Annotated in this window: 15 protein-coding genes and 1 pseudogene; 8 read left to right on the top strand and 8 right to left on the bottom strand. The window is 74.7% G+C overall.

What is annotated here, in order from left to right:
* Positions 1-74 precede the first annotated feature (74 nt).
* A complete protein-coding gene (locus tag ACSMXO_RS39210; RefSeq protein WP_455415810.1) occupies positions 75-1493 on the bottom strand; it encodes a DHA2 family efflux MFS transporter permease subunit in 1419 nt (472 codons plus the stop codon).
* A 122-nt stretch (positions 1494-1615) separates the two neighbouring features.
* Here ACSMXO_RS39210 and ACSMXO_RS39205 point away from each other — a divergent pair, with 122 nt between their 5' ends.
* Both ACSMXO_RS39205 and ACSMXO_RS39200 read left to right on the top strand, forming a co-directional pair.
* Positions 1616-2185, top strand: coding sequence for a TetR/AcrR family transcriptional regulator (locus tag ACSMXO_RS39205; RefSeq protein WP_346257280.1), 570 nt, complete (start codon positions 1616-1618; stop codon positions 2183-2185).
* Positions 2186-2296: 111 nt separating this feature from the next.
* Positions 2297-3043: an SDR family NAD(P)-dependent oxidoreductase gene (locus ACSMXO_RS39200; RefSeq protein ID WP_455415809.1), complete on the top strand. Its 747-nt coding sequence runs from the start codon at positions 2297-2299 to the stop codon at positions 3041-3043.
* A 168-nt stretch (positions 3044-3211) separates the two neighbouring features.
* On the opposite strand, the gene ACSMXO_RS39195 is transcribed toward ACSMXO_RS39200, so the two are convergent.
* The gene (locus ACSMXO_RS39195; RefSeq protein WP_455415808.1) at positions 3212-5929 is read right to left on the bottom strand and encodes a hypothetical protein; all 2718 of its coding nucleotides are present in this window, start codon (positions 5927-5929) and stop codon (positions 3212-3214) included.
* Between the two features lie 129 nt (positions 5930-6058).
* Here ACSMXO_RS39195 and ACSMXO_RS39190 point away from each other — a divergent pair, with 129 nt between their 5' ends.
* Positions 6059-8263 carry a DEAD/DEAH box helicase gene (locus tag ACSMXO_RS39190; RefSeq protein ID WP_455415807.1) on the top strand — a complete coding sequence of 735 codons (2205 nt, stop codon included), beginning with the start codon at positions 6059-6061 and terminating at the stop codon, positions 8261-8263.
* A 22-nt stretch (positions 8264-8285) separates the two neighbouring features.
* On the opposite strand, the gene ACSMXO_RS39185 is transcribed toward ACSMXO_RS39190, so the two are convergent.
* On the bottom strand, positions 8286-9248 hold the full coding sequence (locus tag ACSMXO_RS39185) for a C40 family peptidase (RefSeq protein ID WP_455415806.1): 963 nt from the start codon (positions 9246-9248) through the stop codon (positions 8286-8288).
* 182 nt (positions 9249-9430) lie between these two features.
* Here ACSMXO_RS39185 and ACSMXO_RS39180 point away from each other — a divergent pair, with 182 nt between their 5' ends.
* Positions 9431-10489, top strand: coding sequence for a hypothetical protein (locus tag ACSMXO_RS39180; RefSeq protein ID WP_455415805.1), 1059 nt, complete (start codon positions 9431-9433; stop codon positions 10487-10489).
* 71 nt (positions 10490-10560) lie between these two features.
* Here the strand turns inward: ACSMXO_RS39180 and ACSMXO_RS39175 are convergent, their stop codons facing one another.
* The 3 genes from ACSMXO_RS39175 to ACSMXO_RS39165 all read right to left on the bottom strand — a co-directional run bounded on the left by ACSMXO_RS39175 (position 10561) and on the right by ACSMXO_RS39165 (position 14181).
* Positions 10561-10983, bottom strand: coding sequence for a helix-turn-helix domain-containing protein (locus ACSMXO_RS39175; protein ID WP_346257344.1), 423 nt, complete (start codon positions 10981-10983; stop codon positions 10561-10563).
* Between the two features lie 366 nt (positions 10984-11349).
* Positions 11350-12495, bottom strand: coding sequence for a class I SAM-dependent methyltransferase (locus ACSMXO_RS39170; protein ID WP_455415804.1), 1146 nt, complete (start codon positions 12493-12495; stop codon positions 11350-11352).
* The gene (locus ACSMXO_RS39165; RefSeq protein ID WP_455415803.1) at positions 12496-14181 is read right to left on the bottom strand and encodes a DEAD/DEAH box helicase; all 1686 of its coding nucleotides are present in this window, start codon (positions 14179-14181) and stop codon (positions 12496-12498) included. It abuts the gene before it with no gap.
* 384 nt (positions 14182-14565) lie between these two features.
* Here ACSMXO_RS39165 and ACSMXO_RS39160 point away from each other — a divergent pair, with 384 nt between their 5' ends.
* Positions 14566-15270: a ferritin-like fold-containing protein gene (locus ACSMXO_RS39160; RefSeq protein ID WP_346257287.1), complete on the top strand. Its 705-nt coding sequence runs from the start codon at positions 14566-14568 to the stop codon at positions 15268-15270.
* A gap of 132 nt (positions 15271-15402) precedes the next feature.
* On the opposite strand, the gene ACSMXO_RS39155 is transcribed toward ACSMXO_RS39160, so the two are convergent.
* Both ACSMXO_RS39155 and ACSMXO_RS39150 read right to left on the bottom strand, forming a co-directional pair.
* Positions 15403-15630: a DUF3107 domain-containing protein gene (locus tag ACSMXO_RS39155; RefSeq protein WP_101368237.1), complete on the bottom strand. Its 228-nt coding sequence runs from the start codon at positions 15628-15630 to the stop codon at positions 15403-15405.
* Between the two features lie 91 nt (positions 15631-15721).
* Complete coding sequence (locus tag ACSMXO_RS39150) at positions 15722-16360, bottom strand: TetR/AcrR family transcriptional regulator (protein ID WP_346257289.1); 639 nt, start codon at positions 16358-16360, stop codon at positions 15722-15724.
* Positions 16361-17820: 1460 nt separating this feature from the next.
* Here ACSMXO_RS39150 and ACSMXO_RS39145 point away from each other — a divergent pair.
* The 3 genes and pseudogenes from ACSMXO_RS39145 to ACSMXO_RS39135 all read left to right on the top strand — a co-directional run.
* Positions 17821-19402, top strand: a pseudogene (locus ACSMXO_RS39145) (hypothetical protein); the annotation flags it as partial.
* A gap of 129 nt (positions 19403-19531) precedes the next feature.
* A complete protein-coding gene (locus ACSMXO_RS39140) occupies positions 19532-20497 on the top strand; it encodes an alpha/beta fold hydrolase (protein ID WP_455415802.1) in 966 nt (321 codons plus the stop codon).
* A 92-nt stretch (positions 20498-20589) separates the two neighbouring features.
* Positions 20590-21432 (top strand): DUF3152 domain-containing protein, encoded by an 843-nt coding sequence (locus tag ACSMXO_RS39135; protein ID WP_455415801.1) that lies wholly within the window; start codon positions 20590-20592, stop codon positions 21430-21432.
* Positions 21433-21601: the final 169 nt, after the last annotated feature.

Below are 21601 nucleotides of genomic sequence, written 5' to 3'. Positions count from 1 at the left end.
AGGTAGCGTCCGGCTCGCCCTGACCGGCCGGACGCTACCTGATCAGGAGGTCAGCGGCGGGGGAGGCGGAGGGCTCAGCGGCGGGGGAGGCGGAGGGCGAGGAGGGCGCCGACGGCGACCACGGCCGCGCCGACGAGTACGGCCGGGCCGAGACCATCCACAAAGGACATACGGCTGGCGTAGTCGCCGTTCGCGGCGAAGACCGAGGCCAGCGCGGCCACCCCGACGGCCACCCCGAGTTCCCGGATGCTGTTGTTGGTGCCGGAGGCGACCCCCCTGGACTCCTCGGGCACGCTCGACATCGTGGCGGTGCTCATCGGCGCGAAGGTCAGCCCCATGCCGACCCCGGCCAGCGCCAGCGGGACGGCCAGCACCGCGTAGTCGACGTCGGCGGTGCTGATCAGGGCGAGCCAGCCCAGCGCGACGGCCAGCATCGCCTGCCCGGCGACGATCAGGGTACGCACGCCGAGCCGGCCCACCAGCAGCCCGGCCAGCGGGGCGACCACCATCGGCGCCATGGTCCACGGCATCGTCCGGATCCCGGCGTCGAGCGGGTTGTGTCCCTGCACCACCTGGAAGAACTGGGCGAGCAGGAAGACCGAGCCGAAGACGCCGACCGAGAAGGTGAAGGCCACCACGTTTACCACGCTGAAGCCGCGGGACCGGAAGAGCCGCAGCGGGAGCATCGGCACCGGGGTCCGGGTCTCCCAGCCGAGGAACGCGCCGACCAGTACGCCGCCGCCGATCAGGGCGGCCAGTACCCGGGCGGAGGTCCAGCCGTGGTCCTGGCCGTGCACCACTCCCCAGACCAGCGCGAGTACGCCGGTGGTGGAGAGGACCAGCCCGACCGGGTCCAGCCGGGACGCCGGGCCGTGCGACTCCCGCAGCACGACCGCGGCCAGCAGCAGGGCGAGCAACCCGACCGGCACGTTCAGCCAGAAGATCCAGGTCCAGTCGAGTCCCTCGACCACCGCACCGCCGACCACCGGGCCGACCGCGACGCCGAGGCCGCTGATCCCGCCCCAGATCCCGATGGCGGCGTCGCGGAGCCGGTCGGGGACGGCGGCGGCGAGCAGGGTGAGCGACAGCGGCATCACGGCCGCGCCGGCCATGCCCTGTACCGCCCGGGCGGCGGTGAGCATCCAGGGTTCGGTGGCGAGGGCACAGGCCGCCGAGGCGACGGTGAACAGCGCGATGCCGGCGAGGAAGAGTCGTCGCCGGCCGATCCGGTCGCCGAGCGCGGCGGCGGTGAGCAGCAGCGCGGCGAAGGGCAGCGTGTAGGCGTTGACGAACCATTGCAGGTCGGTCAGGGAGGCGCCGAGTTCGGTCCGGATCACCGGCAGCGCCGTCGTCACCACCAGGTTGTCCAGGGTGACCATGAACATCGGTACGCCGACCGCCGCGAGTACGGCGGCCAGCGGTCGGGCGGCGGGTCCGGCCGGCCGTCCCGGCGCGGGTGGCGCGGTGCCGTCAAGGACGGGTGCGCTCGTCACGATCACTCCTTAGTTGTTATCCACTGATAACTAGGCTTTCCTCAAAGTAGTTATCGGCTGATAACATGTCAACGCCCCACCCCAGGAGCGTCCGACGTACGGAGGGCGGAAGGAGGGCGACGATGCCCAGGACCCGACTGACCGCCGCGGAGCGCGGCGAGCAACTCGCCGGCGCCGCCGTGCAGGCGTTCGCCGTTTCCGGGTACGCCGGCACCTCCACCGACGACGTGGCCCGGCTGGCCGGGGTCTCCCAGCCGTACGTCATCCGGCTGTTCGGCTCCAAGCAACGACTCTTCGTCGCTGCGGTCGAGCACGCCGCCGCCCGGATCGAGCAGGTGTTCCGGGACGCCGCCGAGCGCTCGGCCGACCTGGACAGCCTCGGCGAGGCGTACGACGAGCTGCTGGCCGAACGGGACCTGCTCGCCGTACTCCTGCACGGCTTCGCGGCCAGCTCCGACCCGGTGATCGGTAGCGCCGTACGCGACTGCTTCGGCCGGATCTACCGGCTGATCCGGGAACTGACCGGAGCGAGCGCCGAGGAGACCCGGGACTTCCTGGGCATCGGGATGCTGCTCACCGTGCTGGCCGCGATGCAGGTGGTCGGGCCCGGCGCGGTGCCGCCCGACCCGTGGATGGCGGAGATCGCCGGATCGATCCACGAGACCTGTACGGCGCCTGAGCCCGGCGGGTAGCGTGGCTCGCCGGCCCGGGCGGACGGCTGCGGGCCGTGGCGTTCCGCGCCGGGTCGGTGAAGGACCTCGGACTCGGCCGGTGCCGTGGCACGAGGGAAACGGGGAGAGCGGATGCCGGAACGACTGGCGGTGGTCAGCGGCGGCGCGACCGGGATCGGCGCGGCCATCGCCGAGGGCCTGGCCGAGGACGGGTACGACGTCATCGTGGTCGGCCGCCGGGCCGAGTTGCTGGAGCAGGCCGCCGCCCGGATCGGGGCGCGGACCGGTCGACCGGGCTCGGTCGAGGCGGTGCCGGCGGACCTGGCCGACCCGACGCAACTGGGTCGGGTCACCGAGGCGATCGGCGGGCGCACCGTCGACGTGGTGGTCAACAACGCGGGCGGTTACCTGGGCGGTGATCCGTCCACCCTGGACGGTGTGGCCGCGCAGTGGCGGGCCAACCTCGACAGCAACGTGCTTACCGCCGTGCTGCTGACCGAGGCGCTCCGGCCGGCACTGCGCCGGCCCGGTGGCCGGGTGGTGCTGCTCAGCTCGATCGCCGCGCAGCGGGGCGGCGGCGGGCCGTACTCGGCGGCGAAGGCGGCGCTGCACGGCTGGGCGTACCACCTCGCCCAGGAACTCGGACCTGAGCAAATCACGGTCAACGTGGTGAGCCCGGGTTACGTCGTCGACACCGAGTTCTTCGGTGACCGGATGACGCCGGAGGGGCACCGGCGGCGGGTCGACGCGACCCTGGTGGGGCGGGCCGGCGAGCCGGCCGAGATCGCCGCGGCGGTCCGATATCTGGCCAGCCCGGCCGCCGGGTACGTGACCGGCCAGGTGCTCGGGGTGAACGGCGGATCGGTCTTCGGCCGCTGACGCGCCGGTCCGGGGCGGGCCCGCACGGGCGGGAGGGCCCGGAGAGAGCCGAACGGGCCGGGTGACGGGTCCCCCGTGGCCACCACCCGGCCCGCAGGCCCCCTACCGCGCTCAGCCGTTGAGCAGGCCAGCGCCGAGCGGGACGGCTGAGCATGTCGGCCGGCGGGATCAGGCCGATCCGGCCGGGGCGGATCGCGCTGGTCCGCAGCGCTGCTCGGCGGGGTCGTCGGCCGAGCCGCAGTGGAAGACCTCGACCGGTTCGGTGTCGACGTCGGTCACCCGCTCGACCCGGACCAGGGAGAGCCGCTTCGCCACCGGCTCGCCCGAGTCGGCCGCGAACCGGATCAGGCCGCTGACCCCCGGGTAGCCGTTCTCGGCGTTCTGCCGCAGTACCTCGGTGTGCACCCCGGCCGGGTTGACGGCCCGGGGATCCCACGCCTCGCGCGGACTGCCGTGCCGCAGCCGGGCGGCGAGGCTCTCCACCGCGCGTACCACCATGGTGGCGGCGTCGTAGGCGAGACTGACCCGCTCCCCGACCTGGGCGCTCGGGCCGTCGTCCCGGCAGCGCGGCTGGTCGAGCAGGTCGTCGGCCTGGATCCAGGAGAGGAAACTGCCGCGCACGTCGTCGCGCTGGTCCCGGGCGGTACGCAGCGCGGCGCAGGTGGCCAGGGCCGCCTTCGAGACGTACGTGACCGGGAGGTTGCCGGGCGCGCTGGCCCGTAACCCCGGATTGGCCATGTACCGGTTGACCGAGTCGTCGCCGACCAGGTGCCGGGGCGGGTTCGGGCCGCACTCCTTGAGCGCCCGGAGGAAGCCGTCGAACTCGGACCACCGGCCGGCGAAGATCAGCGCGCCGGTGTAGCCGCACTCCTGGGTCATCCGCTGGCCGGTACGCCACTCCTCGACCCGGCTCAGCCGGCCGCCGAACCGCTGGCGCAGATCGCTGACCAGCGTGCCGACGTACAGGTCCTCGGTCAGCGAGCTGTTCTCCCCGGTGGTGTAGTAGACGCGTGCTCCGCTGACCCGGAGCACCTGCCGGGCGTACTCGTCCATCAGCGCGGCCTGGTCCCGGTTGGGGGCGGAGATCTGGAGGTAGAGCTTGGAGTTCTCGTGCATGCCGTCGGCGGAGAGCGTCGGGGCCAGGGCCGGCAGGCCGATCCGGTTGAGTTCCCGCAGCGCCGTCGCGGTGCTGGTCCGGCTCTCCACCAGCCCGACCACGCCGAGCACGGTCGGGTCGTCCCGGACCAGCCCTTCGAGCATCGCCACCGCCCGGCCGGCGTGCCGCATCTGCTGTCCGGCGTTCGCGACCACCACCCGGAGCAGCGCGGCGCCGTCGGCACCGGCCGACTCGCGCAGCAGCGCGTACTGGGCGGTCGCCATGCCCTCCAGTTCCTCCCGCTCGGAGACGTACGACTCCTCGTCGGCCCGGGTCCGGTTGCCGGTCAGCGTGCCCAGGTAGACCAGGGTGACCAGCGGACGGCGCTGCGCGCTGCGCTGCCAGACCTGCTCGGCGGCGGCGTTCTGCGCGAAGATGCGGTGCTGCACGGCGCGGAGCCGGCCCTGCCCCGGGTCGCGGTTGAAGACGTGCCCGGCCGTGTCGCTGTAACCGATGCACTCGCCGCCGACCCGTTCCACCGAGACCGCGCCGTCGAACGGCCGGGGATGGCAGTCCAGGCTCCAGCGGGAGTTCCCCCAGACTGCCGCGACGGCGACCAGCAGCAGGGCGAGCGCGGTGGGGAGGAACCGGCGACTCCACCACGGCGGGCCCGGCGGAGTGAAGTTGAGCAGCCCGCCCCTCGGCTCCGAGCCCGCGCTCGGGTCGCCGAGCAGCAGGGCGATCAGCCAGGCGGCCGGCCGGCGCAGCCGCCGGGTCTCCGGCAGCACGTCCACCCATTCGTCGTACGCCTCCTCGGCGTCGACCAGGGCGTACGGCTCGGGTAGCTCCGGCGGCGGCTCGGCGCCGGCCGCGACCACCAGCAGCGGGTCGTTGCGGCCGGTCTCGTTGCGGACGTCGTTGACCAGCCGGACCAGGGTGTGCCCCGGATCACCGGCGGTCACGTTGTTCAGCAGCAGCACCGGGTACGCCGTGCGCCGCCAGCTCGACGGCCGCCAGAGCCGCCGCCGGTACGCCTGCCGGAGGTCCTCCAGGAACGCGTGCACGAGCAGCTTGTTCACCTGGTCCGGCTGTTCCCCGTCCCGCCAGCCGGCGGTGAGCCGTTCGGCGAACCCGAGGAAGGTCACCGACTGCCGGGGCGCCAGATACTGCTGCCGCATGAACCACCGGTAGTGCGGCCCCAGCAGCGGCACCCGACCGGAGACCGCGACCCGGAACACGGCGCTCGGAATCGCCCGCCGGACCAGCCAGAACACGAGCTGGTACACGGTGGAGAAGAGGTCCCCGTCGCCGTCGCCGCCACCGGCCGGGTCACTGCCCGGCCGGGCGCCGCGCCGGTCCCGGAGCTGCCGGGCCAGGGCGGGTCGGCGGTCCTCGCCCGCCTCCGCCGCCTCCGGTACGGGCTGGTGCAGCAGCCAGTCGGCCAGCGGATAGTGCCGGAAACGGAGCCGCTCGCCACCGAACGCCTCCAGGGAGAGTTGCCGGTGCGCCTCCCGCAACTCACCGGCGATGTCGGTGGCGGTCAGCTCGGTCAGGTCGAGGACCGCGTGCGGGATCCGTCGTCGCTGGCCCCGGCCGAGTACCCGGCGCAGCAGGGCGATCAGGTCCGGTGAGGCCGGCGAGCGGACCAGCCAGATCAGCGGCAGCCGCCGGTCTCCCCGCCGCGGCCGGCGCAGCAGCCGGGCCAACAGGGCGAGGAACTCCGAACCGCCGGACGGCAGGCGTTCCCGTCCCGAGGTCGGCTGGCCCTGGGTCGCCGCCGCTCCTCGCATGCTCACCTCCGGCCGTCGCTATCCGTGGTCCACAGATCACCACAGTGTCGTAGCTGGGGCAAGGCCGTACGGGCCTCACCCGGGTAACGGTGCGCCGGGTCCGTCGTGGCGTCCTGGTAGAAAGGCCGGATGGACGCAGACCGGACGCCTGACGACCACGAGCCGAGCGGCGGGCCGCCCGACGATCGGGGGCCGGCCGGCGCGGAGCCCGGGGCGGTACGCGAGCGGGCCGAGGGCGTACTGCGCCGGTTGGCCGGCGAGCACGCCCGGCTCCGGGACGACCAGTGGCGGGCCATCGAGGCGCTGGTGGTGCAGCGGCGCCGGGTGCTCTGCGTGCAGCGGACCGGCTGGGGCAAGTCCGCCGTCTACTTCGTCGCGACCGCACTGCTCCGGCAGGCCGCCGGGGCGGGGGCGGGACGTACCGGGCCGACCGTGATCGTCTCGCCGCTGCTGGCGCTGATGCGCAACCAGGTGGAGGCGGCCGCCCGGGCCGGGATCCGGGCCCGCACCATCAACTCGGCCAACCTGGACGAGTGGGACGAGATCGTCGCCGAGATCGAGGCCGGCACGGTCGACGTACTGCTGATCAGCCCGGAACGGCTGAACAACCCGGACTTCCGGGACGGCGTACTGCCCCGGCTCGCCGCCACCACCGGGCTGCTGGTGGTGGACGAGGCGCACTGCGTCTCCGACTGGGGGCACGACTTCCGCCCCGACTACCGGCGGCTGCGTACCTTCCTGGCCGGGTTGCCGGCCGGCACGCCGGTACTGGCCACCACCGCCACCGCCAACAGCCGGGTCACCGACGACGTGGCCGAGCAACTCGGCGACGCACTGGTGCTGCGCGGGCCGCTGGACCGCGAGTCGCTGCGGCTGGCCGTACTCGACCTGCCGAGCCCGGCACACCGGCTCGGCTGGCTGGCCGACCAGCTCGACAAGCTGCCCGGCTCGGGGATCATCTACACCCTGACCGTGGCGGCGGCCGGCGAGACCGCCGAGTTCCTGCGCGGCCGGGGCTACGCCGTCGCGTCGTACACCGGCCAGGCGGACGACGCCGACCGCCGCGCCGCCGAGCAGGACCTGCTCGACAACAAGATCAAGGCCCTGGTCGCCACCTCGGCGCTGGGCATGGGATTCGACAAGCCGGACCTGGGTTTCGTGGTGCACCTGGGCGCGCCGCCGTCGCCGATCGCCTACTACCAGCAGGTCGGGCGGGCCGGCCGGGCCGTCGGAGCGGCCGACGTGCTGCTGCTGCCCGGTGCCGAGGACCAGGCCATCTGGCGGTACTTCGCCTCGCTGGCCTTTCCGCCGGAGGAGCAGGTCCGGGCCGTCCTCGCCGCCCTGCACCCGGACCGTCCGCTCTCCACACCGGCCCTGGAGCCGATCGTCGACCTGCGCCGGACCCGGCTGGAGCTGATGCTCAAGGTCCTCGACGTCGACGGCGCGGTACGCCGGGTCCGGGGCGGCTGGCTGGCCACCGGTGAGCCGTGGCACTACGACGCGGCCCGGCTGCGCCGGGTGGCCCAGGCCCGCACCGCCGAGCAGCAGGCCATGCGGGACTACGCCTCGACCGCCGGCTGCCGGATGGAGTTCCTCCGCCGCTGCCTGGACGATCCGGCGGCGACCGCCTGCGGGCGCTGCGACCGCTGCACCGGGGCCCGGTTCGACGCCGAGGTGTCGGCACCGGCGCTCGCCGCCGCGCAGGCGTTCCTCGGCCGCCCCGGGGTGGAGATCCCGGCGAAGAAGCTCTGGCCGACCGGGTTGGAGGCGGTCGGGGTACCGCTGCGCGGCAAGATCGGGCCGGCCGAGCAGGCGTACCCGGGGCGGGCCGTCGGGCGGCTCTCCGATCTCGGCTGGGGCGGCCGGCTGCGCGCGTTGACCGGGCCGGAGGCGCCGGACGCGGAGTTGCCGGAGGACGTGGCGACCGCCGTGGTCGAGGTGCTGAAGGCGTGGGCGCACGGCGACGATCCGTGGCCGGCCCGGCCGGTCGCCGTACTCGCCGTCGGCTCGCGGCGGCGACCCCGGCTGGTGCACGGGCTGGCCGACCGGATCGCCCGGGTCGGCCGGCTGCCGCTACTCGGCGAGGTGCCGGCCCGGGACGCCGGGCCCGCCGGTGCCGGCCCGCGCGGCAACAGCGCCCAGCGGGTACGCGCGCTGCACGGCGCCTTCCCGCTATCCGAACCGCTGGTCGGGGCGTTGGCCGGGCTGACCGGTCCGGTCCTGCTGGTCGACGATCTCGTCGACTCGGGCTGGACCATGACGGTCGTCGCCCGCCTGCTGCGCCAGGCCGGTGCCCCGGGCGTGCTTCCGTTCGCGCTCGCTGTCGCCGGCTGACCGATCCGAGTGCGGGCGGGGCTCAGCGAGGTCGGCCGTATCCGACGATCGGCTGGTAGTCGACCCGGTCGATCCGGATCCGGGTGCCGGTACGCGGCGCGTGGATGATCTTCCCGTCGCCGACGTAGATGGCGACGTGGTGCAGGTCGCGGTAGTAGAAGACCAGGTCACCGGCTTGCCGGGCAGCGCGGCTGATCCGGGTCACCGCCCGGTACTGCCGAGCCGCGTTGTGCGGCAGCCGGACGCCGGCAGCCGCCCAGGCGGCCGAGGTGAGCCCCGAGCAGTCGTACCCGTCCGGGCCGTCCCCGGCCCACCGGTACGGCTTGCCGAGCTGGGCGTACGCGAACCGGACGGCCTTGCCGGCGGCCCCGGTCGGCGGCTCGGGCAGCCGGGGTGCGGCCCCGGCGGGCGGCTCGTCGGGGCCGGGCAGTCGGGTGATCCGGGCCAGCTCGGTCTCGATCGCCAGCTTCCGCGCGGCGAGCTGCCGCTCCTGGCTCCGCTGCCGGGCGGCGAGCGCCTCGACGGTGCGCCGCGCCCTGGCCAGCCGGTCGTGCGCCTCGGTCAGCGCCGCGATCACCCGGTGCTGCTCCCGGCTCAACCGGTCGAGCAGGAGCAGCGGGTCCATCAGGTTCTCCGGCGTGGCGGCGCCGAGCAGGCTGCCCACCACTCCCAGCGCGTGGGTGTCGCCGGTGCGGTACGCCCGGGCGGCGATCAGGCTGACCTCGGTACGGTGCGCCTCGATCGCGCGCTCCAACGGCCCCATCTCGGCGTGCAGGGCCGCGCTGCGCACCCGGGTCTCCCGCAGCGTCTCCCGCAGGTCGTTGTACTGCTCGACGACGATCTCCAACTGCTCCGCCGCGTCCGCGATCCGCTCGGCGGGGTCGGTGACCGGTGCGGCCCGGCCCGGCGCGGGGACGAGTGACAACGCCACGGTCATCCCGACGGCGAGTGCTGCGGCGCGACGTGGCAATGCGGTGGTCGGCACGATCTATTTAACGATCGATGCCGACGGGAGGCCACGCATCGAAGCCATTCGGTTTCGTGCCGCGATGGCTGTCGCTTCCCGAAGATCATCGGTGACCGGCCACGCCGCACCGCCGGGCCGGCCACGCCGCACCGCCGGGCCGGGACGGTGAGCCGCCGGACCGGGACGGTAACCTGCCGGTCGTGACGCGTGAGCAGCCGGCGGCGCCGGAGACCGGCCGGACCGGGCCGGCGTCGGGCGCTGCCCGGCGGGCGGCGGACGGGCCTTCCCGGGACCGTCGACCGGCCGGCGATCCCGCCGGATCCGCCGAGTCGGCCGTGCCGGACCGGGGCACCGTACGCCTCGCGCTCACCGTGGGTGGCCTGGTGCTCGCCCTGCTCGCCGGGTTCGGACTCGGCCGGATGAACGGCGGCGGCACTCCGGCGGCCGGCGGTGGCGCGCAGCCGGCGGCCAGCGCCACCGACCACAGCCATCCGCCGGGGACGGGGCCGCACGAGCATCCCAGCGGGGCGCCCGGCGGTCCGGCCGGCGGTGCCGAGCCGGGCGGCCTGAGCGTGAGCGCGAGCGGCTACACCCTGGTGCCGGCCGGCACGACCCTGACCGCCGGCCGGGCCCATGACTTCCGGTTCCAGGTACGCGGCCCGGACCGCCAGCCGGTGACCGGGTACGCGGTGGTGCACGAGAAGCCGCTGCACATGATCGTGGCCCGTCGGGATCTCAGCGGCTACCAGCACCTGCATCCGACGATGGCGATGGACGGCACCTGGAGCGTGCCGCTGACCCTGCCCGCCCCGGGCGTCTGGCGGGCGTACGCCGACTTCACCGCGCTCGACGGCGGCGGCGGGCAGCTGCCGCTGACCCTCGGGGTGGACCTGGTGGTCGCGGGTGACTACGCCCCCCGACCACTGCCGGTGGCGGCCCGGGAGGCGACGGTCGACGGGTTCACCGTCACCTACGAGGGGACTCCGCAGGTCGGGGCCAGCCAGCCGGTGCTGTTCCGGGTCTTCTCCGGCGGCAACCCGGTCACCGCGCTGGAGCCCTACCTCGGCGCGTACGGGCACCTGGTGGTGTTGCGGGAGGGCGACCTGGGCTACGTGCACGTCCACCCGGAGCCGGAGTTGGTGGGCGGGGCGGTGAAGTTCTGGCTCGCCGCGCCGAGTTCCGGACGGTACCGGATGTACTTCGACTTCCAGCTGGCCGGCGCGGTGCACACGGCCGAGTTCACCCTGACGGTGCCCTGAGCCCGGAGGCCCCGGTTGACCCTGCCGGCCCGGGAGCCTGCCCGGGGCGCGACGACGCCGCGCCGGTCCGGTCAGCCGGCGCGGCGGACCGGACGGTGGGCCAGATAGCGCAGCATGTCCCGGATCAGCTTCTTCTCCTCCGGCGGTACGCCGGGGTCGGCGAGCCGGCTCATGATCACCCGGAGGTCGGCGTCCACCGGCGACTCGATCCGGTCCCGCCGGGGCGCGCCGGGCTGCTCGCCGTCGGGCAGGCCGAGCGCCCGGAAGGCCACCCCGACCGGTACGTCCAGGGCGGTGCAGAAACCGCGTACCTTGGCCAGCTCCGGATAGTCCTGCCAGTCCCCGGCGAGCCAGCGGAACAGGGTGGAGCGGCCCACACCGGTGTGCGCGGCCACGTCACTGACGGTCCAGCCGCGCTCGCTCTTGGCGTCGTCGATGGCCCGCCGGACGAAGCGGGCGAAGGCCGCCTGCGGCGAGTCCTGTGCGGCACCGATGCTCAGCGGAAAACCCTTTCGCCCGGACTTCGGGTGGTCTTTCGAGAGTAATCCGGAAGCGTGGCCGGCAAACCCGACTGATCGCACCCACCCCGCCCGTACCAACGGTCGGCCGGCATCGGCCCCGGCCACCCGATCGTCCGGAGAGTTCCGCCGGTACGGCCGATGAACCGCCGGTCGGCGGCCCGGCCCCGGCGCTGCGACTCGGCCCGGGAGGCGGCCGTGCGGTCAGCCCGAGTGGCCCGGCGGTGCGGGGCAAGCCCGGGTGGCCGGCCCGGCCCGGGCGGTTGTCGCCACCGGTACTCGCCGGTCCCGGACCGCTGCCGGAGGTGGGTGCCGGACCGCTGCCGGAGCGGGCGGTGCGGGTCAGGGCGAACCGAGCAGGGTCTGCAACCGTGGGGTGAGCTGCCAGTCGCCGGCCAGCGCCCGGTAGTCGTCGCGCTGCTGCCCGGTCGGCTCCGCGCCGGTGTGCCGGGCCCGGAGCAGCAGGTTGCGCGGGGTGTGCTGGGAGTCGACGAACTCCACCACCTCGACCCGGTAGCCGTGCAGCCGGAGCAGTGCCGCCCGCAGCGCGTCGGTGAGTACGTCGGCGAAGCGCTCCCGCAGGATGCCCTGCCGGACCAGCAGGTCGTACGGGCCCGGGGCCGGATGCGCCCGCAACTGTGCGGCGAGGTCGTGGTGGCAGCACGGGGCGGCGAGGATCCAGCGGGCACCCCAGCGCACCGCCCGGGCCAGCGCCTCGTCGGTCGCGGTGTCGCAGGCGTGCAGCGCCAGCACCAGGTCGGGGGCGGGTTCGACCGTCGCCTCCAGGATGGTGCCGGCGACGAAACGTACCTGGTCGGCGTAGCCGAGCTGCTCGGCGAGCGCGGTGTTGCGGCGCCGCTGGTCCTCACGTACGTCCACGCCGACCAGTTCCACCTCGATGCCCCGCCCGGCCAGATAGCGGTACGCCGCGAAGCTCAGGTACGCGTTGCCGCAGCCGAGGTCGACCACCCGCAGCGGGCCGGTCAGCTCCTCCGGCAGGGTGGCCGCGAGGGCGCGCAGGAACGCGTCGACCTGCCGGCGCTTGGCCGCGCTGCCACCGATCGCGGCGAACAGCGGGTCACCGGGGTCGAGCAGGTGCTCCCGGGTCCGGTCGTGCGAGGTGGCCGGCGTCGCGGGCCGCTGCGCGGCGACCCGGTGCAACTGCGCCTCGCCCCGCTTGGTGACCCGCAGTTGCAGGGTGGCGGTCGCGGTCTCGACGTGCCAGTTGCCGAACGGCTCGGCCAGCAGCGCGTCGACCGCCGCGTCCGCCTCGGGGCCGGGAGCGACGTTCCGGGTGAACGGCCGGGCGCCGTCGTCGGTGACGATCTGGAGCCGGGCACCCGACTTGAGGGCGACCGGGCGCAGTTCGGCGCGTACCACGGTGGGGAGCTGCCCACGCCGCCGCCCGGCGGCGACGGCGCGGGTCAGCCCGGGATCGAGCAGCAGTGCCCGCACCTGCGCGAGCGCCGCGTCGAGCTGTTGTGGCATCTACTCGCCGGTGGCGGCGTCGCCACCGGTACCCCGGCGACTCCGGCGGCGCCGGCGGCGCGGCTTGGCGGACCCGTCGGCCTCGACCGCGGTCGGCGCGCCACCACCGCTGGCGGCCTCGGTCGCCTCGGCCCGGGGCGCCCCGGCCTCGACCGGCTCGGGCGAGCCCTGCGTGCCGGCCACGACCTCGCCCGCCCGGCGCCGGCGGCGCTGCCGGCGGCGCGGCTCGTCCTCGCCGGTCACCTCGGCCTCGGGGACCGCCGGGTCGGCCGTGCCGGCGCTGCGGCTACCGCCGCCGCGTCGGTTGCGGGACCGGCCCGCGCCGTCGCCGCGACCCGGCCCGCGCCGGCCAGCGGTGCTCCGGGACCGGCCGCCGAGGTCCTCCTCGACCTCGGCCGACAGCCCGGCCCGGGTCCGCTCGGCGGACGGCAGGGTGCCGGCGACGTCGGTCGGGATGTCCAGGTCCGTGTAGAGGTGCGCGGAGGTGTGGTACGTCTCCGGCGGCTCCGGCATCTCCAGCCCGAGGGTCTTGTCGATGATCCGCCAGCGGGGCATGTCGTCCCAGTCGACGAAGGTCACCGCGACCCCGGTGGCGCCGGCCCGACCGGTACGGCCGATCCGGTGCGTGTAGGTGTCCTGGTCCTCCGGGCAGTCGTAGTTGACCACGTGGGTGACGCCGGTGACGTCCAGCCCCCGGGCGGCCACGTCGGTGGCGACCAGAATGTCGATCTTGCCGGCCCGGAACGCCCGCAGCGCCCGCTCCCGGGCACCCTGACCCAGGTCACCGTGTACGGCCGCGACCGCGAACCCACGGAAGTCGAGATCTTCGGCGACCCGGTCGGCGGCCCGCTTGGTACGGGTGAAGATCATCGTCAGTCCGCGCCCGCGCGCCTGCATGATCCGGGCGACGATCTCGATCTTGTTCATCGAGTGGGTGCGGTAGACCAGTTGCTCGGTCTGCGGCGACGGCCCGGTCTCGGCGGTGTGCCCGGCGTGGATGTTCACCGGGTGCCGGAGGAACCGCCGGGACAGCGCGACGATCGGCTCCGGCATGGTGGCCGAGAAGAGCATCGTCTGCCGGTCCTCCGGCAGCATCGCCAGGATCTTCTCGACGTCGTCCAGGAAGCCCAGGTCGAGCATCCGGTCCGCCTCGTCCAGCACCAGCGCGTGCACCCGGTCCAGCCGGATCTGCTTCTGCTTGGCCAGGTCCAGTAGCCGGCCGGGCGTACCGACCAGGATCTCGACGCCCTTGCGCAGCGCCTCGACCTGCGGCTCGTACGCCACACCGCCGTAGATCGGCAGCACCCGTACGCCCCGGGTCTTGCCCGCCGCGGCGAGGTCCTTCGCGACCTGGAGCCCCAGCTCCCGGGTGGGTACGACGACCAGCGCCTGCGGCAGCCCGTCGCTGCCCTCGCCGGGGGCGAAGAGCCGTTCCAGCAGCGGTACGCCGAAGCCGAGGGTCTTGCCGGTGCCGGTCGGCGCCTGGCCGATCAGGTCGGTGCCGCGCAGCGCGATCGGCACGGCGTACTCCTGGATGGCGAACGCCCTGGTGATGCCCACCGCTTCGAGTGCGGCCACGGTCTCCGCCCGGGCGCCGAGTTCGGCGAAGGTGGGTGCCTCGGGTCGGACCGGTGCGTCGGCGGCCAGTGCCTGACCGGCCATGATGTTTTCGATGTGATCGCTCATGTGGTTGTGGGGGTGCCCTCTCGTGGTGCGCCCCGTTCGTCCGTAGGGCGCGATGTCGGTATGGCGCGGGCCACACGGTCGACGGCTGAACGCCGAGTAGAAGACCGGGCCGCACGCGCGCGCCGCAGGACAGAATTTCCGGAAACGATTCAGGTCTTCCGGGCTCTGCCTCCTTCGGCAACTGATCCATGCTACCTGAGCCCGGCAAACGACGTCTCCGGTCCGGGGACGCGACCGCCGACCGGGGTCCGACGATGTGACATACGTTACAGATTCGCTCCAGCGGGTGACCCACGACCCGGCGACGGGCCGGCGGTGATCGTCGGTGCGTGTCGTCCGGTTCCGGCGGGCCCGGTCCGGGCGGCCGGGCGGTACCCTGCGGGCGTGTCCGCCCCCGCAGAGCCCGCCCCGATCCCGTCCCGCACCCCCGCCGAGCCGACCGGCCCGACCGTCCGGGGCGCCGTCGTTGACCTGCTGGGCTTGGTCGCGTACGGCGAACTGGTGGCTTTCGACCGGATGGCGGCCGATGCCCGGTTGGCTCCTGATCTGGGGCGACGTGCCGTGTTGAGCGAAATGGCCGCCGTCGAGATCACCAACTACCGGCGGCTCGCCGACCGGCTGACCGAACTCGGCGTACCGCCCGGCGAGGCGATGGCCCCGTTCGTGCCGGCGCTCCAGTCGTACCACGACTCGACCGAGCCGAAGGACTGGCTGGAGGCGCTGACCAAGGCGTATGTCGGGGACGCCATCGCCGACGACTTCTTCCGGGAGATGGCGGGGTTCCTGGCCGAGCCCGACCGGCAGCTCGTGCTCGACGTGCTGCACGGCTCCCGGTACGACGAGTTCGCCGGTCAGGAGATCCGGCTCGCCATCCAGGCCGACCCGAAGGTCGCGAACCGGCTCTCGATGTGGGCCCGGCGACTGGTCGGCGAGGGGCTCTCCCAGGCGGGACGGACCGCCAGCGAGCGGGTGGCGCTGACCGCCCTGATCGCGACCGGCTTCGACGACCAGTCGGGGGTGCAGACGCTGTTCAAACGACTGACCGCCGCGCACACCGCAAGGATGTCGGCGGTCGGGCTGAACAACTGAGCCCGGTCGGACAACTGAGCCCGGTCGGGGCGAACGACTTCCGCCCCGGTCGCCGGCTCCGGTGCTGCCGGTGGTGGCGGCGACCAGGCGGTGTCCCGCCCCGGGCGGTGCCGGGGCGGGCGCGGGTCCGGGTCAGCGGGCGACGAAGCCGACCGCCCGGGGCGATGCCTCGGCGATCTCGACGTAGGCCACCTTGCCGACCGGCACGATGACCCGACGGCCCTTCTCGTCCGTCAGCGACAGCGTGCCGTCGTTGGTGCTGAGGGCGTCGGTCACGATCTGCTCGATCTCGGCCGGCGTCTGCGCGCTCTCCAGGACCAGCTCGCGCGGCGCGTACTGCACGCCGATCTTGACCTCCACGTGGCCTCCTCGTTCGGGGCGAAAGATCCGCCGTCGGAAAGGCTATCCGATCCGCGCCGGTTACGTTCAGGCTGACTCGCTCTGCAACCGTTCAGGCTGACTCGCCCTGCAACGGAAAGCTCGCGATTCCGCGCCAGGACAGCCCGGTGAGCAGCGCCTCGGCCTCGGCCTTCGGCACCTGCCGCCCGCCGGCGAGCCAGAACTGGGCCGCGGTCTCGGCCGCGCCGACCAGCCCGGAGGCGAGCAGTTCGGCGCGGGACCGGCTCACCCCGGTGTCCGAGATGATGGTGTCGGTGATGGCGGCGATGCAGCCCTGCTCCACCCGTTCGACCCGCTCGCGCACGGCCGGCTCGTTGCGCAGGTCCGACTCGAACACCAGCCGGAACGCGCCGCTCTCGTGGTCGACGAAGTCGAAGTACGCCCGGACGGCCCCGCTGACCCGTTCCTTGTTGTCGGTGGTCGCCGCCATCGCCTCCCGGACCTTGGCCACGATCGCGTCACAGTGCGTGTCCAGCAGCGCCAGATAGAGCTCCAGCTTTCCGGGAAAGTGCTGGTAGAGAACGGGCTTGGAGACCCCGGCCCGCTCGGCGATGTCGTCCATCGCGGCCGAGTGGTATCCCTGGGCGACGAACACATCCTGGGCCGCCGCCAGCAGTTGCTTACGCCGTGCCGAGCGCGGCAGCCGCGTTGGGCGGCCGGCCGTCTGCGCGCCGTTTCCCACCTGGGTCATGGTCACCTCCGCTTCACCTCGCACGCTGTCGACTCATTCCGACCGGAGCAGGGATCCATCACTCGACTGCCGAATTAGCCCGCCGCTGTAACTTATCGGCACTGCCACCACACGGTAGCCTCAGCGGGGGCGACCAAGGAGCGCACGGTGGACGAAACAGGGCAACCCGGAGCCCCCACACCGGGAGAACACGGTAACGGGGCAGGTCCGCAGGGTGACCCGGCCCGTCCCGGCAACGGCTGGGCGGCCGAGGCGGGCTGGTCCGGCGCCGAGGCCGGCGTCGATCCGAACGGACGGCAGTGGCACCAGGCGGTCGAGCCGGCGGTGAGCCGCGGCTGGGCTGACCACGCGGCCTACAGCCCCCGCCCGCTGCCGGTCTCGCCCAGCATCCCGACCCGGGAGCTTCGGCAACCGGTCAACGGCGTGCACCTGGGCGATGCGCCCGAGCCGGAGCGGGGCTGGAGCGGCGGGCCGGGCTATCCGTACGAGGTGGAGGGGGCCGATCCGGCCGGCCGGCAGGGAGTCGGGCCGGAGTTGCCGGGCGCCGCCGTCACGGACTATCCGGGGCAGCCGGGGCAACTCCCGCCAGGCGAGCCGGATCAGTCCGGTGCCGCCCGGCACGCCTTCGGCGAGCCCGGTTACGCAGAGCCGGAGCGCGCCGGCATCGGACCGGCCGGCCAACCGCCGCGCTGGGGGGAGCCGGCATCACCGGCCTACCCCGGGCCGACCTCCGCGCCACCGGCCGCGGTCTCGGGACCGCCCAGTGCCGCGCCGGCAGCGCCGGTGGTGACGTCGGGCCCGCCGGCCGCCATCTCCGGACCGCCGGCCGTGACCTCCGGGCCGCCGTTTGCGCCGCCCGGGCAGGTGGGCGGCGCGGCGCCGCCCGAGCACCTGGTCGCGGCGGACTTCGAGCGCGGTCGCGGCTTCCGGCCGCCGTCCGAGCACGACCATCCGCCGGTGACCGAGATGACCGCGCTGATGCCCGCCGTACCCCGCCAGCCCGACCGTTCCTCGGCCCCGCCGCCCGCTCCGGAGCGGGCCGGCCCGGCGGGACCGGGCTGGGGTCCGGCGGAAATCGACGAGCGCGGACCGGCACCGGTCCATCCGGCCGACGCCCGGGGCCAGGAGCCGGCGAACTGGTCGTCCGGCTGGGCCCCGCCATGGGCCCCGGCCGGCGTGCCCCCGGAGCAGGAGGGCGCCCGGCAGCCGGAGAGTCAGCACGCCGCCGAGGCCGTCGCGCAGCCCGAGCCGGCCCACGAGCCGGAGACCCCCGGCGGGCGGGAGCAGCACTGGTCGCCGAGCTGGGCCGACCAGCCGGCGCAGCGGGTACCCGAATCGCCGACCGGGTCGATCCCCCGAGAGGGACACGCCGGCTCGCCGTCGGCCAACACGGGCTTCGCGAACCCCGGGGCCGCCCGGCACGTCCCGGCGGCGCCGGAGACCGCGGGCCGGCGGTCCGCGCCGAACGAGCCCGGCGGCTATCCCGGGCCGGCCGCGCCGAACGAGCCCGGCGGCTATCCCGGGCCGGCCGCGCTCGGGCCGGAAGCGCCGGGCTACCTGCCGGGTCCCGGCGGGCTGTCCGGTCCGCCCGGCCCGGAGTCGCCCCGCTACCTGCCCGGCCCGGCCGGGCCGGCCCCCTCGGCGCCGGGCGCGGAGCCGTCGAGCCTACCCGGCGCGCCCTCGGGGCCCGCCCCCGGTGCGGAGTCGGCGGGCCATCCGTCGCCCGGGCCCGCCCCCGCTGTCGAGTCTTCCGGCTATCCGTCCGGGCCGACCGGCCCGCCGCCGGGTGCCGAACCAACCGGCTATCCGCCGGTCGGGCAGGCGCCCGGATATCCGTACCGGCGGGAGGCCCTGGCGTTGCCGACCGGGCCGAGCTACCCCGGTGCGCCGTACCGCTATCCGGAGTCGGCCCCGGCGGAGCCCGCGCCCGCCGCCCGGCCGGCGGACCCCGGCGACGTGTTGCCGCAACGCGTCCCGGCCGAGCCAGACGTGCCCACCGTGCCGGAGCCACCCGCCGTGGAGCCGCCCGCCGAGACGCCCGAGCTGGCCCGGATCGCCACCCATCTGCGTCGGGAGGACGGAGCGGCACAGCTGCGCGAGCGACCGGACGGCTTCGACGTCAACGCGATCCTGGACGCGGTCCGGGGAGTCGCCGGGGTACGCGACGCCTCGCTGCGTACCACCCCGGCCGGGGCGCACAGCCTGCGCCTGGACCTCGCCGACGGTGCCGATCCCGCCGAGGTGAGCCGGCACGTGGCACGGCTGCTCCAGGAGCGGATGGGCCTGGCCGCCGCCCCGCAGAACCTGCCCGGCGCGCCACCACCGGCCCCGCCCGGCTTCACCGGGACCGCCGCGCCGACCCGGCCCGCTGCGGCGCAGCCCCGGCACGCACCGCCGGCCGAGCCGGAGCCCCGGGCCGAGCCGGTGACCGAGGAACCGCGTCGCCGGCACCAGGCACCGGGTCACCGGGGCCGGGCCACCGTCGGCGAGCCGCCGACGGCGCCGCCCGCAGAGGCCGGCCGGAGCGGGTCCCCGCTCAGCGCCAACCCCAGCACCGTCGGCAGCTCCTACTCCGGAAGCCCGGTGACCACCACGGAGACCGCGCCGTCCCGGCCGCTGAACCCGGGTTCGCCGCCCGGACCCCGGGTGATCATCGACCACGTGCAGGTGAGCACCTTCGGTCTGGACGCCACCGTCGAGGTACGGCTGGCCGCCGGGAAGCAGCCGGCGGCCGGGCTGGCCACCGGTCCCGCCGTCGACGGGTACGTGCTGCGGCTCTGCGCCGTGGCGGCGGCCGCGGCCATCGACGAGCTGCTCAGCGCCTCCGCCCGGGTCACCGAGCGGGGTCGCTGCTTCGTCGAGCACGCAGCGGTGGTGCCGTTCGGCAGTTGCGAGGTCGCCACCGTCGTGGTGCTGCTGGTCTGCGACGGCTGGGTCGAGCAGCTCGCCGGCTCGGCGCTGGTCTCCGGCGACCCGCGGCAGGCGGTGGTCCGGGCCACCCTGGCGGCGGTGAACCGCCGGCTTGAGGCGTTGCTCACCTGACCCGACCGGCGGGGCAAACGGAACGAACCGGGGCGGGGGGATCCAGACGGGCCTCCGCCCCGGACCCGTTCCCGGCCCGGCCTGGTCCGGCCCGCCGCGTGATCTCCGTACGGCCGGCACACTTGACTGATGAAGCGTGCGCTGCTGGTGGCGGACGAGTCGATCGCCCGGGACGAGGTGCCGCCGCCCTGGCCCGGCCGGGGCGTACGGATCGACGGCTCGATCACCTACGTCCGGGAGACCCCGGCCACCCGGTCGGACGCTGAGCCGGCGCTCTACGTGCACGGGCTGGGCGGCTCGGCCCAGAACTGGACCTCCCTCGCCGGTCTGCTCGCCGACCGGCTCGACGGGCACGCCATCGACCTGCCCGGCTTCGGGCGGAGCGACCCGGCCCGGAAATACACCATCCCGGCCTTCGCCGACCGGGTGATCCGGTACATCGAGCACTCCGGTCGGGGACCGGTGCACCTGTTCGGCAACTCGCTCGGCGGGGCGGTCTCGGTGCGCGTCGCCGGCCTCCGCCCCGACCTGGTCCGTACGCTCACCCTGGTCTCACCGGCGATGCCGTTCCTGGACCCGCGCCGGTCCCTCCAGGGCCGGGTACTGCCACTGCTGGCGGTGCCCATGGCGGAACGGTTCGCCTCGCGCTGGCTGACCCAGGTGCCGCCGGAGGTGATGGCCCGGCAGGTGATGGAGGCGTGTGTCGCCGACACCACCCGAATCTGCGACCAGCGCCGGCTGGAGGCGATCGAGGAGATCCGGATCCGGTACACGACGGAGCACTACGCGGCGGCCTATCTGCGTACGCTGCGCGGGCTGGTCGGCAGTTTCGTCCGGGCGTACCTGCCCGGGTCCGGCTCGCTCTGGCGGATCGCCAGCACGATCAGCCCTCCGACGCTGGTGATCGGCGGTACGCAGGACCGGCTGGTCGACGTCCGGGTACCGGCGCAGGTGGCCCGGGTGATCCCGGACAGTCGACTGCTGCTGCTGGCCGGCGTCGGGCACGTCCCGCAGTTGGAGGTGCCCCGGACGGTTGCCCGGGCGGCGCTGGCGCTGCTGGACGAGACGAGCCCGCTGCCGACCGCCCCCCGCTGACCGCCGCCCCCGTGCCGCTGCGGGCCGACCCCGGTGGGTGATCTGGAGTTGTGCGTGCAAACAACCGGGTGGGTCAGGCGTACTAAGTAAGCGTGTGGAAGAGAGAGCGGCGCGCGACCCCGCGCCTCCGGCGCGGCCGGCAGCTGGCGGTGCTCATGCTGAGTGTGGCCGGCGCGGTCGGGGTGGTCGGGGTTCTGGTGCCACCGGCCGACCGGTTGACCGGGGACGAGCCGGAGGCCGCCGCCCAGCCGGCCGTACCGGCGACGACGCCCGCCGCCGTCGCGACCGCCACCCCGACGCCCACACCGAGCCGGCCGCCCGCACCGGTGCTGCAGCTCACCGACCCGGTGTCGTCGACCGGGCCGGGCAGCTTCACCTACGCCACCGGCCGGGGCGAGGTGCTCGGGCGGGCCGGGGCGGTGCGGCGCTACCGGGTGGCGGTGGAGCGCAACGTCGACGAGCACGTCGCGGAGTTCGCCGCGAAGGTGGACGCCTCGCTGGCCGACCCGCGCAGTTGGATCGGCAGCGGGCGGCTGCGGTTGCAGCGGGTACCGGACAAGGCCGGGCACGACTTCACCGTGTACCTGGTCACCGCCGGTACGGCCCGGCAGATGTGCGCCGCGTCCGGAGTGGACATCCGGGTCGGCGGCAAGCCGTACACCTCCTGCCGGGGCACCGGACGGGTCATCATCAACCTGGACCGCTGGATGCGCTCCGTCCCGCACTACGTGTCGGCCAAGGTGCCGCTGGACCGGTACCGGACGTACGTGGTCAACCACGAGGTCGGGCACGAGTTGGGGCACGGGCACGAGCGCTGTCCCCGCCGGGGTCGGGCCGCGCCGGTGATGATGCAGCAGACGCTCTTCCTCAACGGCTGCGTGCCGAACCCGTGGCCGTACCTGGAGGGCGAGCGGTACGCCGGTCCCTCGCTGTAGGCGGCGGGGGAAGCGACCCTGGACGCTGATCCGTCGCCATGGAAGGCTGAGGCCCGCCATGACGCGCGCTCCGGCGGTCGGCTCGACCGGCAGCGGATCGCCGCCGCCCAGGCCGGTCGACGGCGTCGACGCCGGTCCGCCGATACCCTGACCGGCGGTCCTATTCCCC

This window comes from Plantactinospora sp. DSM 117369 (genome assembly GCF_053764795.1).
The sequence above is the reverse complement of the archived record's forward strand: the minus strand, read 5'-3'. Positions and strand labels throughout refer to the sequence as shown.

Coding starts and splice junctions, on each gene's coding strand:
- ACSMXO_RS39170 (WP_455415804.1), bottom strand. CDS start 12,495: ATGCCACAACAGCTCGACGCGGCGCTCGCGCAGGTGCGGGCACTGCTG.
- ACSMXO_RS39195 (WP_455415808.1), bottom strand. CDS start 5,929: ATGCGAGGAGCGGCGGCGACCCAGGGCCAGCCGACCTCGGGACGGGAA.
- ACSMXO_RS39150 (WP_346257289.1), bottom strand. CDS start 16,360: ATGACCCAGGTGGGAAACGGCGCGCAGACGGCCGGCCGCCCAACGCGG.
- ACSMXO_RS39190 (WP_455415807.1), top strand. CDS start 6,059: ATGGACGCAGACCGGACGCCTGACGACCACGAGCCGAGCGGCGGGCCG.
- ACSMXO_RS39140 (WP_455415802.1), top strand. CDS start 19,532: ATGAAGCGTGCGCTGCTGGTGGCGGACGAGTCGATCGCCCGGGACGAG.
- ACSMXO_RS39165 (WP_455415803.1), bottom strand. CDS start 14,181: ATGAGCGATCACATCGAAAACATCATGGCCGGTCAGGCACTGGCCGCC.
- ACSMXO_RS39205 (WP_346257280.1), top strand. CDS start 1,616: ATGCCCAGGACCCGACTGACCGCCGCGGAGCGCGGCGAGCAACTCGCC.
- ACSMXO_RS39200 (WP_455415809.1), top strand. CDS start 2,297: ATGCCGGAACGACTGGCGGTGGTCAGCGGCGGCGCGACCGGGATCGGC.